The organism is Paraburkholderia sp. BL9I2N2, assembly GCF_004339745.1.
Taxonomy (GTDB): Bacteria; Pseudomonadota; Gammaproteobacteria; order Burkholderiales; family Burkholderiaceae; genus Paraburkholderia.
Window position 1 is genome coordinate 1,967,522 of record NZ_SMGP01000001.1, and the last position, 15,138, is coordinate 1,982,659.

Annotated in this window: 16 protein-coding genes and 1 pseudogene; 8 read left to right on the forward strand and 9 right to left on the reverse strand. The window is 60.8% G+C overall.

Annotated elements, in window-relative coordinates; all coding sequences use genetic code 11:
* Nucleotides 1–26: 26 nt before the first annotated feature.
* Complete coding sequence (gene nhaR / locus B0G74_RS09180; RefSeq protein WP_132374509.1) at nucleotides 27–923, reverse strand: transcriptional activator NhaR; 897 nt, start codon at nucleotides 921–923, stop codon at nucleotides 27–29.
* Between the two features lie 148 nt (nucleotides 924–1,071).
* On the opposite strand from nhaR, the gene B0G74_RS09185 reads away from it, so the two are divergent.
* Entirely contained in the window at nucleotides 1,072–1,566 is a 495-nt protein-coding gene (locus tag B0G74_RS09185) for a CBS domain-containing protein (RefSeq protein WP_132374510.1), read from the forward strand.
* Between the two features lie 79 nt (nucleotides 1,567–1,645).
* Nucleotides 1,646–2,605, forward strand: a complete 960-nt coding sequence (locus tag B0G74_RS09190) for a TIM44-like domain-containing protein (RefSeq protein ID WP_132374511.1) — start codon at nucleotides 1,646–1,648, stop codon at nucleotides 2,603–2,605.
* 109 nt (nucleotides 2,606–2,714) lie between these two features.
* Here the strand turns inward: B0G74_RS09190 and B0G74_RS09195 are convergent, their stop codons facing one another.
* The 4 genes and pseudogenes from B0G74_RS09195 to B0G74_RS09210 form a co-directional block, all read right to left on the reverse strand.
* Nucleotides 2,715–3,134 (reverse strand): RidA family protein, encoded by a 420-nt coding sequence (locus B0G74_RS09195; protein WP_132374512.1) that lies wholly within the window; start codon nucleotides 3,132–3,134, stop codon nucleotides 2,715–2,717.
* A 41-nt stretch (nucleotides 3,135–3,175) separates the two neighbouring features.
* On the reverse strand, nucleotides 3,176–4,000 hold the full coding sequence (locus tag B0G74_RS09200) for an isocitrate lyase/phosphoenolpyruvate mutase family protein (protein WP_132374513.1): 825 nt from the start codon (nucleotides 3,998–4,000) through the stop codon (nucleotides 3,176–3,178).
* A 40-nt stretch (nucleotides 4,001–4,040) separates the two neighbouring features.
* Nucleotides 4,041–4,584: pseudogene (locus B0G74_RS09205) on the reverse strand (peroxidase-related enzyme).
* A gap of 285 nt (nucleotides 4,585–4,869) precedes the next feature.
* Complete coding sequence (locus B0G74_RS09210) at nucleotides 4,870–5,832, reverse strand: AraC family transcriptional regulator (RefSeq protein WP_132374514.1); 963 nt, start codon at nucleotides 5,830–5,832, stop codon at nucleotides 4,870–4,872.
* A gap of 280 nt (nucleotides 5,833–6,112) precedes the next feature.
* On the opposite strand from B0G74_RS09210, the gene B0G74_RS09215 reads away from it, so the two are divergent.
* Entirely contained in the window at nucleotides 6,113–6,751 is a 639-nt protein-coding gene (locus tag B0G74_RS09215) for a septal ring lytic transglycosylase RlpA family protein (RefSeq protein ID WP_243658153.1), read from the forward strand.
* 381 nt (nucleotides 6,752–7,132) lie between these two features.
* Here the strand turns inward: B0G74_RS09215 and B0G74_RS09220 are convergent, their stop codons facing one another.
* Complete coding sequence (locus B0G74_RS09220) at nucleotides 7,133–7,990, reverse strand: c-type cytochrome (RefSeq protein WP_243658154.1); 858 nt, start codon at nucleotides 7,988–7,990, stop codon at nucleotides 7,133–7,135.
* A 114-nt stretch (nucleotides 7,991–8,104) separates the two neighbouring features.
* Here B0G74_RS09220 and B0G74_RS09225 point away from each other — a divergent pair, with 114 nt between their 5' ends.
* The 4 genes from B0G74_RS09225 to B0G74_RS09240 all read left to right on the forward strand — a co-directional run bounded on the left by B0G74_RS09225 (nucleotide 8,105) and on the right by B0G74_RS09240 (nucleotide 10,913).
* Complete coding sequence (locus tag B0G74_RS09225; RefSeq protein WP_132374515.1) at nucleotides 8,105–8,398, forward strand: GYD domain-containing protein; 294 nt, start codon at nucleotides 8,105–8,107, stop codon at nucleotides 8,396–8,398.
* 62 nt (nucleotides 8,399–8,460) lie between these two features.
* A complete protein-coding gene (locus tag B0G74_RS09230) occupies nucleotides 8,461–8,670 on the forward strand; it encodes a hypothetical protein (protein ID WP_132374516.1) in 210 nt (69 codons plus the stop codon).
* 82 nt (nucleotides 8,671–8,752) lie between these two features.
* A complete protein-coding gene (gene glnA, locus B0G74_RS09235; protein WP_132374517.1) occupies nucleotides 8,753–10,258 on the forward strand; it encodes a type I glutamate--ammonia ligase in 1,506 nt (501 codons plus the stop codon).
* Nucleotides 10,259–10,442: 184 nt separating this feature from the next.
* Nucleotides 10,443–10,913, forward strand: a complete 471-nt coding sequence (locus B0G74_RS09240; protein ID WP_132374518.1) for a universal stress protein — start codon at nucleotides 10,443–10,445, stop codon at nucleotides 10,911–10,913.
* A 123-nt stretch (nucleotides 10,914–11,036) separates the two neighbouring features.
* Here B0G74_RS09240 and B0G74_RS09245 read toward each other — a convergent pair whose 3' ends face one another.
* On the reverse strand, nucleotides 11,037–11,936 hold the full coding sequence (locus B0G74_RS09245; RefSeq protein ID WP_132374519.1) for a LysR family transcriptional regulator: 900 nt from the start codon (nucleotides 11,934–11,936) through the stop codon (nucleotides 11,037–11,039).
* 155 nt (nucleotides 11,937–12,091) lie between these two features.
* On the opposite strand from B0G74_RS09245, the gene dld reads away from it, so the two are divergent.
* Nucleotides 12,092–13,831, forward strand: a complete 1,740-nt coding sequence (dld, locus tag B0G74_RS09250) for a D-lactate dehydrogenase (RefSeq protein ID WP_132374520.1) — start codon at nucleotides 12,092–12,094, stop codon at nucleotides 13,829–13,831.
* A gap of 126 nt (nucleotides 13,832–13,957) precedes the next feature.
* Here the strand turns inward: dld and B0G74_RS09255 are convergent, their stop codons facing one another.
* Nucleotides 13,958–14,161, reverse strand: a complete 204-nt coding sequence (locus B0G74_RS09255) for a hypothetical protein (RefSeq protein ID WP_132374521.1) — start codon at nucleotides 14,159–14,161, stop codon at nucleotides 13,958–13,960.
* 285 nt (nucleotides 14,162–14,446) lie between these two features.
* A complete protein-coding gene (locus B0G74_RS09260) occupies nucleotides 14,447–15,037 on the reverse strand; it encodes a hypothetical protein (RefSeq protein WP_132374522.1) in 591 nt (196 codons plus the stop codon).
* Between the last annotated feature and the right edge of the window lie 101 nt (nucleotides 15,038–15,138).

Genomic DNA, 15,138 nt, shown 5'->3' on the forward strand with positions numbered 1-15,138 from the left:
AATGGCATCTTCGCAAGCATGCTCCGCTAGACATTGAACAGCTCGCTACGCGCCGCGTCCAGAATCATCGCGACAGCCGGATGGCTGATGCGGCGCTCGATCGAGATCGCAAAGAATTCTTCGACGATGGAATTGATCTGGCCGACCGTCGTCAGCTTGTGTTCGGCCTGTAGCTGGCTTTCCAGCACGGTGGGCGCGAACAGCAAGCCGCGGCCTTCACGGGCGAACGCCATGGTCATGGCCCCGTCGTCGAACTCGCCGACGATGCGCGGCGAAATGGCATGGGACGCCAGCCAATGATCCAGCTTGCGACGCACCGCCGATTCCGTACCGGGCAGCAACACCGGCAACTGACCGAGCGACAACGGGAAGCGCTTTCTGCAGCTCTGGATCAGCGCTTCCGCGCCGAAGCAACTGAGCGTCGAGCGGCCGAGCCGGTGATTGAACGCCTTGATGTTGACGTCTGCGGGAATGGGGGCGTCCGCGATGATCAGGTCGAGGCGGTGCAGGGCCAGTTGCGCGAGCAGCGCATGCAGCTTGCCCTCGTGGCAGATCATGCGCAGCGACACGGACGCGCTCAGCGCGGGTTCCAGCAGCCGGTACGCGATCGCCTTCGGCACCGAATCCGCGATTCCGACGCGAAACCGCGTTTGCGGGCCCGCTTCGTTCTCGCGCCGCACGGCGCTTTCGAGCTCAGAGCCTAGCGAGAATATTTCGTCGGCGTAATCGAGCGCGAGGCGGCCCGCGTCGGTCAGTTCGAGGGTGCGGCCGCTTTTCCTGAACAGCTTTTTATCCAGCGCCTCTTCGAGCAGCTTGATCTGCCCGCTGAGCGTTTGCGGCGAGATGTGCAACTGCTCGCCCGCCCGAACGATGCCGCCCGCGTGCGCTGCGACCCAGAAGTAATGCAGATGCTTAAAGTTCACGATCTCTCCGTCGATTACGCAATGCTACGGTTTTCTCGAAGTGTCAGCATTGAAAATACGCATTTTACGTTATCTCGCGTTCAGGTAGATTGAGGTCTCGCCCATGAGTTCATGCGGGGCGGCTAACGGTACCTGACGGAGGTGGCAGATGGCATCGGTTGCGCAATTCCTGCGTTCAAAGGCATCCCAGACAGTATGGTCGACCCAGGCATCCGCCGCGGTTTACGACGCGATCGCGATCATGGCTTACCGGCAGGTGGGCGCGCTCATCGTCGTCCACGAAGGACGCGTGGCCGGCATCGTCACGGAGCGCGATTACGCGCGAAAAATCGTGCTGATGGACCGCTCGTCAAGGAATACGCCGGTGCGCGACATCATGTCGACGGCCGTGCGCTATGTCAGCCCGGAGCAGACCACCGAGGAATGCATGGCGCTCATGACGGAGCTCCGGATCCGTTATCTGCCTGTGATTACCGCGGGGCAGGTGGTCGGCATGGTGTCAATCGGCGACCTGATCAAGAATCAGATTGCCGAGCAGGAAGACACGATCAGGCAGTTGGAGCACTACATTCACGGCAACAGTCTTCAGGTTGCCCAACATGGCTTTCAGGCGCAATCACCAGCAAGTTTGACCACTCAATAATATTACTGTTCGTAATGTTTTCCGCGCGATGAAAAGGCGCGCGAAGCGGGCAGTCCCCTGACTCACCAAAGAGGTTTTTATGTACACGCAGATCATCAATCAACTTCGACGGGTTGCCGGCTCGGTGACGCGCGGGACGGCGGCGCTCGGACTGGCGGGGCTCCTTGCTCTCGGCGCCGTGGCTTCGAACGATGCCGAAGCGAAGCGCGTGGGCGGGAGCCAAAGCATCGGGCGTCAGTCGCAAACGGCGTCGCCGTCCGGGCAAACACAACGGAGCCAGCAAGCTCAACCGGCGCAGGCCGCACAGACGCCGGCCGCCGCCGCGGGCAACCGCTGGATGGGTCCGCTCGCGGGGCTCGCCGCCGGGCTTGGCATTGCAGCGCTGTTGTCGTCGTTTGGTCTTGGCGAGGGGCTCGCGCAAATGCTGTCGAATGCGCTGCTGATCGGAGCGGTGATTCTCGCGGGCGTGCTGCTGTTCCGCTTTATCGCCAACCGGCGCCGTCCGGATCTTGCTTATGGACACGGTGCCGCGAACCGGCAGCAAACGGGCGGTTCAACATTCCTGAACCAGATGGGGCAATCGCGGCCTGAAGCGACTTTTCGGGGCTGGCCGCGCGCAGCGATGGGTTCGACCGGAGCAGCGAACGGCATGAAGGCGCCTGAGCTGTCGCTCGGACCAGATCAGGCGGCATTTCTCGTCTCGGCGAAGGCGATGTTCATGCGTCTCCAGGGTGCGTGGGACAGGAACGAACAAGGCGACCTGTTCGAGTTGACGACGCCGGAGATGTTCGCGCGGCTCAAGCAGGATCTGGAAGCGCGGGGCCGCGAGCCGAGCCATACGGACGTGCCGCAACTCGATGCCGAGGTACTGGGCACCGAAAGCAATGCGGATGAAACGCTCGTCAGCGTTCGCTTTTACGGTCAGATCCGGGAAGACGATGCACAGACCGCGCAGCCGTTCCAGGAAATCTGGAACCTGGTCAAACAGACGCAGGGCGACCAGGCGTGGCGGCTGGCCGGTATCCAGCAGATCGACTGATAGACCGACCGATAGCGGCCCGGTTAAGGCCGGCGCGAAGCAGCGCCGGCTTTCGGCCGCTCATGCATTTGATGTCAAAGAACGGCAACGAGTCGCCCTGCGACCGTCATCATCCGGACACTGAGGTGCGGCTGTTGTCGATCGCCGCGACGCAATCGATCTCGATGTCGAAGTGTCCTGGCCACGCCGGCACATTGATGAAAATCCTCGCCGGCGGGTTCGGTCCGAAGAAGCGCGCATAGATCGCGTTGACGGCAGGAAACGCTTCAACCGATGTGCAATACACGTTGCACTTGAGCACCTGATCGAGCGATGAACCCGCCGTCTCGACGCACAGTTTCAGTTGTTCCAATACCCGTTCCGTCTGCAGTTCGATCGGTGCGTCCATTACTTCGCCGGTGCTCGGATCGAACGGCGGAAACCCGGACACGTAGATCGTGTCGCCATGGCGGGTGACAGCGGAAGTCGGCGCTTTCCAGCGCTCGAGCCAGCTCGAAAGCGGTTCGACACGAATGATTTCACGGCTCATGGTTCGCTCCATGTAGAAGGGGTTATTCGATGAAGAAGACGCTACGCCACATCCTGAAACATATTGTTCAACCACGCGCCCGACGGCTCCTTCGGCAAGCGATCGAAGCGGCCGTCCGCAAGCGACTGAACGCTAGTCACCAGCCCGCCCCATGCCGCGCGTGCGAGTGCGCCGCCCACGCTCACGCGCCGCACGCCGAGCCTCGCCAGTTCGCCCAGCGTAAACGCGGAGGGTCCGCCGATCAACAGATTGACGGGCTTCGGGCTGACCGCGGCGAGCACCGCTTCGATCTGCTCGCGCGTCTGGATGCCCGGCGCGTACAGACAGTCGGCGCCGGCTTGCGCATAGGCTCGTAAGCGCGCAACTACGTCTTCGAGATCGGGCACACCGACAAAGAAATTCTCAGCACGGCCGACGAGCAGCGTGTCACCGCCTGTCTCGTCGATCGCGCGTCTTGCCGCGGCGAGACGTTTGACGGCGACATCGAGCGGAAACAGCGGCGACTTCGGATCACCCGTCGAGTCTTCGATCGACAGCCCCGCGATGCCGGTATCGACCGCCATCCGGACGCTATGCGCCACCTCGGTGGGATCGTCACCGAAGCCGTTCTCGAAGTCGGCGTTGACCGGCAGATCTGTAGCACCGACCATCTCGCGAAGGTGCGCGAGGATCGCATCGCGTGACACGCCGTTGTCCGGCCGGCCGGTCGACCATGCGAAGCCGGAGCTGGTCGTGGCAATCGCCTTGAAGCCGGCCGACGCCAGATAACGCGCGCTGCCCACGTCCCACGGATTCGGCAACACGAAGCATCCGTCTTTGTGCAACGCGCGAAACGCCGCGCGTTTTTCAGCAGTATGGCGAGACATGATCGATCTCCTTGTTTGAGGACGTGGCAGCGCGCAGTCGTTACACGACTTCGGTTTCGACGACCGGAAAATCGACCTCGGTATCGAAGGCGTTGTTGACGAAATTCGTCAGCATGAATTGCGCGGCGAGCGCGATGATTTCGACGATGTTCGCTTCGCTGAAGCCGGCTTCGCGCACGACGTGCAGATCGTCTTCTGTGACTTTGCCGCGGGTTTCCATCAGCGCCTTCGCGAAGGCGACGGCCGCGGCGGTTTTGGGCGTATGCGATTTGCCGAGCCGGTTCAGGCGAATCTCTTCGTCGTCGATATGCGCCATGTTGCTCGCGACATAGCTATGCGCCGACAGACAGTACTGACAGCCGTTGACCTGGGACACGGCGAGCGCGATGCCGTCGCGCAGTTTTCGCATCGAGCGTCTTCGCAAGCGCGCCTTGCAGGGCGGCCCAACCGTTCAGTGCGTTTGGGCTAAGGGCCATGATGCGAAAGAGGTTGGGCGTCATCTTCAGTTGCTTCGTCATTGCATCAATGACCGGCTGCGAAGCGGCCGGGATAGCGTCGTTGGCAGGGAGGGCGATGCGGGTCATGGTCGTGCTCCTGTTTCGGATGATCGGGAGAAGGGTGCGTCTGCATCGAAATATCGGCGTGCGTTCTCGGCTGCATTGATGAAAATTCTAGGCGTGCAGGTCGAACAAAAAATCCTGAGAACAGACGCAAAAGTCCGTGGATGCACGTGAAGGCGCGATCGCTTTAAAAACGAAACCGGCGCGTTGCCTCGGCGTTGACATGCCGGTGCAACGCGCCGGCCAGGGCGCAAGAGCGTGCGAGTCAGGAATGCAGGGTCCGGCAAACGACGCACGAAATCCTGGCGATCAGCCCTTTGCGGGTCCCTCACGGTATTCGGCGGGGCCCGTATCGAACACCTCGCGAAACGCGCGCACGAACGCGCCGCGGCTCGCATACCCGGCGTGCCGTGCTACCTGATCCAGCGACAGGTCGCCGGCGCGCAACTGGGCGGCCGCCTGGCGCATGCGGATGTCGCGCAGCACCTGCATCGGTGACTGGCCGAGCGCGGCCGAAAAGCGCGCCATGAACGCCGAGCGGCTGAGGATCGCTGCATCCGCAAGACTGGCGACGGTGTGCTGCGCACCGGGGCGGGCCACCATGTCGGCGAAGGCGCGCGCGATTTGCGGATCGCCGAGCAGCGCGAATCGCTCCATCCACAGTGCGTTGGATTTCAGCGACCGGCGCACGAGCGCGACGATCACCTGTTTGAGCAACGCGCCCGACATTGCGCCGGCGCCGATCTCCTGCGCGACGAGTTCATCGAACGCCGTGCGCAGATAAACGTCGAGCCGGTCGGAAGCTTCGAACTGCTCGACGATTGGCGTCGACAACGTCCCGAACAGATTGATCGACGCGCCGAAAGACGCCTTGAAATAGCCGCAGATCATGACGGTCATCGGTTCGGCATTCCCCGCGCGGAAGCGACTGATCGAATCGACGACCTGTTTGTGCTCGCGTCCAGGCACCACGGTCGGCGCGATACCCGCCTGGTTTGCCGGGACCTCGAGCTTCAGTGAATGACGCGGCGGCACGATCAGCAGCGTGTGAGGTTTGAGCGGCACGGTCTCGGCGCCTGCGATGTGCAGGCGCCCCACGCCCGAGAGGATGTAGTGGATGCCGGGCGCGTCGTGGCCATCCAGTTCCAGCATGAATCCCTGGCTGACCAGGCACTCGGAAAGCCCCAATACCTGAATGTCGAGCAGGGTGATCAGCTCGTTCAGATTGCTGGGTGATAGACGTGGCGACGAAATTGCTTGTGAAACAGGCATGGGTCATCCGCGGGAAGTGAGGCAATCAACAGATGTTTGAGCGTGGACGATGATTGTCGCAGGTTTCCGGTGAACGCAATCGTGTGCGGCAGGCGGCACAGCCGCGCCTGCACTCGCCAGGCGGCGAGTGGAGTTCACGCACGGACGTCGGATTGAACCATGCGGACACCCCTAAGCGTGGCGCGAGAGGCTTTTCTAGAAGCCCGACTACACCCTGATTTACGTGTCTTTCTTGCTGAAGTGGGTGCCCGCTGCCTTCACACGGTGAAGAGGAGCGCAAATGAAAAACAAACTTCATACCACAGAGAGCCGGTTATCCGGCCCAAGTCTCGAAGCTGAATTGATGCGTGCGAAAACGCGGCGGATACCTCGCGCGCCGCTATGCAAGGCTCGAGCGCTTCTGTTCGTGGCCTTGTCGTGCTTCCTGAGCACGGCGCTTCCGGCGCAAAAGTCAGTATCCGCCGATGCCAGCCCGGCGAGCACGCCGAGCGCCAAGGCAGCTCAACACAGCCATCTCGATCGCTCCGGCAAGTCCCGCAAGGGCAAGGCCTCGTATTACGGGCGGGAGTTCTATAAGAAGGAGATGGCCGACGGTACGCCGATGAATCCGCAATCCAATGCCGCCGCAAGCAAGACGCTACCGCTTGGCACCAAGGCCCGGGTCACGAATCTGAAAAACGGTAACAGCGAGGTGGTCGAAATCAGGGATCGCGGTCCCTATGTCAAGGGTCGAATCGTCGACCTGTCGCCCAAGACTGCGGATAAGCTCGGGTTGAAAAAAGATGGCGTGGCCCCCGTCGAGGTCAAGCCGGTGGAAGTTCCGCAGGCCGACGGTAGCGTGAAGCCGGGCGCAGGTGTACAGGAAAGCGAGCGCGGCAGGACGTCGGCGGAGTTGCAGGATAGCCATTCCTTGCGTTGAATCCTTGCATTGAATGGACTGCGCGATGACAACGGACGCTTCCCATCGTTCGGCTTGTCAGAAGGCTTCGTGAGCGGACGTTTGCCCGCATCGACGCAATGCCGGGAGATGGCGCGCGGTTGGTGCCGCCTTATGCGGGTGGGCAACTCATCGACTTAATATGCAAGCTCTGGCAGGGATACGATTGAGGCAGCTGCGGGATCCCCGCTGCACTCAGATTCGAATCGCCACCAGTCGCGGCGCAGCCGGCAAGCATCATCGCCAGACTCGATATGACCGCGACGTGACTCCACACAGTAGATCGCATAGGTGCTCGACACAACAGGAACGGGTTGCGGTAGGGGATTTGCTTCGCGAACGCTACAGGCCTGCTGTCGATCTTCAAGGTCTGGTCACCGAAAGGTAAGCCGCGGCCTCTTCGATCTGCGTGTCGTTCAACGTCGCCGCGACGGCTGTCATTGTTCCCGGCGCCGGCGGCTTCCCCTTCGCTCGAGCTTGAAATTCGTGTAGCCGCGCAACGACAAATGCCGCCGGTTCACCCGCGATGCCTGGAAAGCGCGCGCCATTACCTTTACCGCCGGCCCCGTGACAGCTGAAACAGGCGGGAACGTTGGATCCCGCACCCATCTCGGCGAGCTGCTTTCCGGCGATCACCAGACTCTGCTGCGGCGGCGTGCCTTCGGCAAGGGGTGGATTCTGCCTGGAAAAAAAGTTGGCGAGTTCGTGTATTTCGCTATCGGAAAGATTGAGTGCGACCGTCTGCATGACAGAACTTGCACGGGTGCCCGCCTTGAACATTGACAACGCATGCGCGAGATAATCCGCATTCTTGCCGGCAAGCCGCGGCCCACCGGTGGCGGTGCCGGCGCCCAAGGCGCCGTGGCACGCCACACACGTTGCGATGGAGGGCGCCGTCGCCCCCGCGGCCATACCTTGCGCATTCACTGCGGACTGTGCATGACAGGTGCCGGCGAAAGCGACGAGCGCGGCAATCGAAAGCGAACGCAGGCCGTCGCGCAGCATGTTGGTAGAACGTGAACTGATCATCATGGTCTTCCCGATATCCTCCGGACAAGCGTCCGGTGAACGACGCTGTGAGGCGATTGTGCGGAAATGATTCTGACCAGCGAGCGACGAAAGAATTACGGATTTGTTATCTAAGGCGATGGGCCTGTCTGCCGCCCTCACGCGTCGCTCGACTGCCCATAAAGCCAAACAGCCAGTGGCGCGCGATTCCATTGCATAGAATCAGGTTACGCGCAGAACGCTTTCGGGCAACACGATCGCAGTCGCGTTCGCGGTCGAGCTTGCGCGTATACAACGCGATTCGTACTAATCGTAAGGAGAATCGTCATGGCGACCTATGTGGTTCTTGCGCAATTCACCGATCAGGGCATACGCAACATCAAAAACAGCCCGCAACGGGCCGGTCAGGCGGCGGAGTTGGCCAAGACCTTTGGCTGTGAAATGAAAGAGATCTACTGGACGGTAGGCAAATACGACATCGTCACGGTCATCGACGCACCGGATGAGCAAAGCTTCGCGGCATTCGGCTACGCGTTGGGGTCGGCAGGCAATGTCCGCACGCAAACGCTGCGTGCGTTCACGAGGGACGAATGCAGCGCGATTATCGGCAAACTTCCATAAAACGAGCAGTCATCTGACACGTGAGCCGTTCTCTTTCCGCGACTCTTTCTCAGGAGATCACAATGAACGCAAAAGCAAACGACAGCGAAGACGTCCGTGCATTCGTTCAAACGGCCGAGCAGGCCGGCGAGTTTGTCTGGGTCATTACGCTGGTCGACTTCGGGGCACAAAAGGTCAAACGGTCGATGGTTTCGGACGACACATTCGCCATGCGCGCCGCGGCTCAGGACGCCGGCGAAGCCTATCTGAAGGGGCTGACGGAAGACCGGTAGCGAGGCGGGCAGGCGCCTTGTCTTCGCTCGCGGACAGACTAAAGTTGGACCAAAGGCAGAGGGCCGCGAGAGGAGGAAGCCAATGTCCACCACGCCACAAGCTGCGGCATCGCCTCCCACGGTGTCTGTCGAAGCAGGTCGCTTCCACGTCGATCGGCCAGCAAGCGCGAACGATGTGATCGACCTGGTGCGGCAAAAGAATATCCAGATCGTCGATCTGAAGTTCACCGACTTACCCGGACTCTGGCAGCACTTCTCGATCACACTGCCTGAGGTTCATCCGGACCTGTTCGACGCCGGCATCGGCTTTGACGGCTCGTCGATCCGCGGCTTTCAGGAGATCCACGAATCGGACATGCTGCTCAGACCCGATCCGGCGACCGCTTTTGTCGATCCGGTTTGCGACACGCCGACTCTGTCGATCATCTGCGACGTCGTCGACCCGATTTTGCAGCAGCCCTATTCACGCGATCCGCGCTATGTGGCGAAAAAGGCGGAAAACTATCTACGCCAAACCGGCATTGCGACCACTTGCTATGTCGGACCCGAACTCGAGTTCTTCATCTTCGACTCGATCCGCTTCGGTCAGGACCAGCATTGCGGCTTTTACTATGTCGAGTCGTCCGAGGGCGACTGGAATACAGGTCGTGACGAGGGCGCGTATGGTGGCGGCAATCTCGGCTATAAACAGCGCTACAAGGAGGGCTATTTCCCGGTTCCGCCTCACGACACGCTACAGGAAATCCGCTCGGAGATCGCGTTGACACTGCAGCAGGTCGGCGTGCGGATCGAAGTGCACCACCATGAGGTAGCGACCGCCGGCCAGAACGAAATCGACATGCGGTTTGCCACGCTCACGCGCATGGCCGACAACGTGATGATCTACAAGTACGTTTGCAAGAACGTCGCGCGCCGGCATGGAAAAGTGGCAACTTTCATGCCGAAGCCGCTGTTTGCCGACAACGCGAGCGGTATGCATTGTCACCAAAGCCTGTGGAAAGACGACGAGAATCTCTTTTACGACGCGAACGGCTGGGCGCTGACTTCCGACCTGTGCCGCTGGTACATTGGCGGCTTGCTGCAACACGCGCCCGCGCTGATGGCTTTTTGCGCCCCAACCACCAATTCATACAAGCGTCTGGTGCCGGGCTACGAGGCGCCCGTCAATCTCGCGATGTCGCAGCGCAACCGTTCGGCAGCGGCGCGCATCCCGATGTATTCGGCTTCGCCGAATGCGCGGCGCGTCGAGTTTCGCTGTCCGGACCCGTCGGCCAATGCGTACCTTGCTTTCGCGGCGATGCTGATGGCCGGTCTCGATGGGATTGAGAACAAGACTGATCCGGGCGATCCGCTCGACCGCAACATCTACGACCTTTCGCCCGAAGAAGCCCGCAACATACGGCAGGTTCCGGGCTCGCTCGACGCGGCGCTGGCAGCGCTGGAGGACGACACCGCGTTCCTGCGCAAAGGCGATGTTTTCACCGACGACGTGCTGCAGACCTGGATCGACTACAAGCGCAAACACGAGATCGAGCCGATCAAATTGCGTCCGCATCCCTGGGAGTTTTACCTGTATTTCGATATTTAAACCGAACATTCGGGACCGGTTATGGCGAGGCGGGCAGGTTTCGTTTCGACGATACGCAGTGCCTGTGAGGCGAGGATGACTATACTCAAAGAGGCCGCCTCTGATTCAGGTTCACCGGGTTCAGGTGGTAGAGGCGCCGCGCAGGATTTCAACGCGAGCCGGCCGGGCCGCGGGGGAGAAACGTATGTTCAAGCATCTGCTGGTGCCGACCGACGGCTCGACGCTTTCCGAGGCCGCCATTCAGATGACGGTCACGCTCGCCGTGGAAAGCGGAGCCAAAGTCACGGGCCTCCATGTCATTCCGGAGTTTCATGTCCTCGCTTATGGCACGGAGATGATCGCGGACAACGAGGATCGAATCATTCAGGCCGCGCGACAGCGTGCGGACGACTACCTGGAAGTTATCAAAAAAGCCGCTGCGCAAGCTGGTGTCGAGTGCAATATAGTTGCCACGAGCCGCGCCCATCCTTATGAGGCGATTATCAGCGTTGCAGCAGAGCAGAACTGCGATCTCATTGTCATGGCGTCGCACGGTCGAAGTGGCATGCGGGCATTTTTGCTCGGCAGCGAGACCCAGAAGGTCCTGACGCACAGTCAGATCCCGGTTCTCGTCGTCCGGCAGTCGACGCCAGCCGGCGCGCATCCAGGGCGGTAGTCCGGCTCGTAGCCGAACGGGTGCGTCGGCCCGGAAGTGTACGAATGAATTGAATCGGAATCCTTATATAGGATCCGGCATTCGCGCCACGGAGCGGTTCTTAACTCGTGTGGCGCCGTACCGTCACCCCTTGCGGGCGGCGACTCGTTGTTGCCGCAAAATCCTCACAAAGTTCAGTACGGTCGGGGACTTTTCGCGTTGCCGATGAATCAACGCGATACCCGTCGACAGCGGATTGCCCCGCAGCGCGTGATACGACACGCTTTCGACCTGGATCTGCCGGATCGATGCGGGAACCACCGCAACGCCGAATCCAGCCGCCACGAGATTGGCCGCCGATGAGATCTGCGGCGACTCCATGCCGATCGAAGGCGCGAAGCCGGCTTCGCGGCAGGCGCCGATGATCGAGTCATACAAATCCGGGCCAATGGGACGTGGAAAAAGGATGAACGGATCGTTTGCAAGATCCGCCAGATCGATGCGCCGTCGCCGGTTCAAGCGATGATTCGCCGGCAACACAGCTAACATGTCTTCGTCGACGAGCGGTTCGACAATCAGCTCCCGGCAGTTCAGCGGCATGCGCACCAGGGCGGCATCGATCTGCCGCTCGGCGACTTTATCCAGCAGCAGCGAACTGTTGCTCTCCTCGCAGCTGATCGACACGCGCTCATACGCATGGCGGTAGCGCTGCATGGTCATCGCGACCGCAGGATGAAACACCGTCGAACCCGCGAAACCGAGCGAAAGCCGCCCGGTCTCTCCGCGTCCCGCGTTCTGCACCTCGACGAACGCCTGCTGCGTGTCCTCGACGATGCGTCGCGCGCGTTCGCGAAAGAGTCGTCCTGCCTCAGTCAATTCGACGCGACGCGGATGACGGATAAACAGCGGCGTGCCGATTTCCCGTTCGAGCTTCAGGATCTGCTGGCTCAACGGTGGCTGGGCGATGCCCAGATGAGTCGCGGCATCGGTGAAATGCAGGTGTTCGGCGACCGCGAGGAAGTATCGCAATTGGCGAAATTCCATATGTTTTTCGTCTCCAAATAGCGACTTCAAGATATTGGACTAATGACCGGACTGATTTTAACCTTCGTGTCAATCCGATGCGCTCAAAGGTCGCAGCCGAATTCGCTGGACCCAGGCGACGCGCGTCGCGCCCAACGCCTCACGAGGAGAAATCGATGTCAGCAGCGCACACACCATGGGTAGCCGCCCGGTCCGACGTGGCTCACACGTTGATCGCGGAGTTACGCAGCATCGTCGGCAAGAAACATACGTTGACCGATGACGCCGCAACCCGCCGCTTCCGGACCGGCTTTCGTTTTGGCGGGGGCAGGGCGCTCGCGGTGGTGCGGCCAGGCACGATCGTCGAGCAATGGAAAGTACTGCAGGCATGCGTAGCGGCGAACATGATCGTGATCACACAGGCGTCGAATACGGGCCTCACTGGCGGCTCGACGCCCGATGGCGACGACTATGATCGCGACATCGTGATCGTCAGCACGAGCCGTATGAAAAAGGTGTTTGTGATCGACGCAGGCAAGCAGGTCGTCTGCCTGCCCGGCGCAACGCTCGACCAGTTGGAAAAAACGCTGAAGCCCCTTGGCCGGGAGCCGCACTCGGTGATTGGCTCGAGTTGCATCGGAGCGTCGGTATTTGGTGGTGTCTGCAACAACTCGGGCGGTGCGCTGGTGCAGCGTGGCCCGGCGTATACGGAAATGGCGGCATTTGCGCAGGTCGATGAAACGGGCAAGCTGCACTTCGTCAACCATCTCGGGATTCAGCTCGGTGAGACGCCCGAGGAAATTCTTGGCCGGCTCGAGCGCGGCGAGTTCTCGGATTCCGATGTCCGGCACAACGTGGGCGCCGGGTCGGATCGCGGTTATGCGAGCCATGTGCGTGAGGTCGATGCCGACACGCCGGCGCGCTTCAATGCCGACCCGCAGCGTCTTTATGAAGCGTCAGGCTCGGCTGGCAAGCTGATGGTGTTCGCAGTGAGGCTCGACACGTTTCCGATCGAACAGAACGCCAAGGTGTTCTATATCGGCACGAACTATCCCGACGAACTCACCGAGATCCGCCGCCACGCGCTGCACGACTTCAAATTCTTGCCGATCTCGGGCGAATATCTCCATCGAGACGCTTTCGACGTCGCTGAAGAATACGGTAAGGATACTTTTCTGGCGATCAACTATCTCGGCACGTCGCGGCTCCCCGCGCTGTTCGGACTAAAGAGCCGTTTCGACGCGCTGTTCGATCGTCTCGGCTTTCTCCCTTCGCATTTCACCGATCGCGTCATGCAGGCCGCGAGCCGGCAGTTCCCGAGCCATTTGCCGCCGCGAATGAAACAGTACCGCGACAAGTACGAGCATCACCTGATGCTGAAGGTCGCCGCCGAGAGCGTCGACGAAACCCGCGCGTTCCTCTCCGGCTATTTTGCGAACTCCACGGGTGGTTATTTCGAATGCACCGATGAGGAGGGCAGGAAAGCGTTCCTGCATCGCTTCGCCGCCGCCGGCGCCGCGGTTCGCTATCGTGCCGTGCATACCCGCGAGGTAGAGGACATCGTTGCGCTCGACATCGCACTGCGCCGCAACGATCGCGACTGGATCGAGACGCTGCCGCCCGACATCGAGGAATCGATCGCCATCAAGTTGTACTACGGCCACTTCCTGTGCCACGTGTTCCATCAGGATTACATCGTCAAGAAGGGCAACGACTGTCTCGATGTCGAACACAAGATGTGGACGCTGCTGGACCGCCGCGGCGCCGAATATCCGGCGGAACATAACGTCGGCCATCTTTACCGTGCGAAGCCCGAGCTTGCGACGTTCTATCAGCAACTCGATCCTTGCAACTGCTTTAACCCAGGGATCGGGCAGATGTCGAAGTTCCAGAACTATCGGGAAGCGGCGGTCTAGCGGAACACTGCCATTGCGGAGTGCCCGCGCGCTTCATTGCACGGCACGCTGATTTCGCAGGAGATCGTGGAAAGGCTGAAATTCTAGACGGGGCGCGCCATAGAGCGCGCGCCTCGCCTCGCCATATCAAAGGTGGTAATAGCCGTCGCCAACGGAATTCTGCAGCACGCCGTCGACGTAAACGCCCACGGGATCCCCGTCGGCCGATGTCAATATTGCGCCGTTGGCATGTTGGCCGATGAGCTTCATGCGGCCTCCGTGAATTTCGGCCATCGCCTCGCGGTCCAGGTCAATGGACGTGGAAAGGTCCATGATCGTTAGTGCTTTCATGATGCGCTCCTTAGGTGAGTAGAGGATGAGGACTGGACGAGCGGCCGGACGCTTGCAGGAACAATGCATATGTCGTGCCATCGCGCGGGTTTGCGCTGGCTTGTCCATCCAACGGCATCGGAGTGAGGCGCGGTGGGCTAACGGCCGCCACCTGAATTGATTTCAGTTGCCCGCACGCCAACACTGCAGTAGCGACGAGAGCTAAAACGTCGCGTGCCAGCGTTGGCGGGGGCGGCCCGCGGCCGGTACAACAGCGCGAGCAGGATGTGATGAACCTTTGGCCGTCTATTTCTTGACCGCCGGCTCCACGGAAATCGCAAGGGCCTCGGTGTACACGGCCTCCACCTGATCGCCCTTTTTGATGTTGGCGAACTGATCGGGGTCCTGCACCAGCAGGTCTAGTGTGTTGCCCTTTGGACCTTTCAACGTGACGGTCCTGTTTTTTGGATTGACGGCAATGACATTAGCCACGATTTTCACTTCCCGGCCTACGGTGCCGCCGGGCTTGCCGCCAGCGGGTGCGCGCTCCATCGACGGGCGCTCTTCGGCCGAACTAATGCCGTCGCCTCCTTTCTTCAGGTTCAGGCTAAGTGCTTCACGATAAACGACTGTGACGATGTCGCCAACCTTGAGCTGGTCAAAGTTGCGTGCCTCGTCCCCGACTTCCACCTCGACGACCTTGCCGTTTTTGCCCTTTAGCAGGACAGTTCTTGTCTCGCGATCAATGTCCTGCACAGTGGCCGTCACGCTCCTCGTTCCCTTGATGGTGACCGAGCCAGGCGCTCTGGTCACTTGCGTGTCGGCTTCCTGCTGTGCCCATGCCGCGGGCGCCACGGCCACCAAGGCGGCGATGACGAGAAATTTTGCGTTCGTCATGAACTGCTCCTTTGAGACGCTAAGGCTTCGTTGGTAGCGGACCGGCCGTGCGCGGATCGCGTTGCGTGTGTGGATTACGCGCCCCCCCGGGGAAGGCGCTC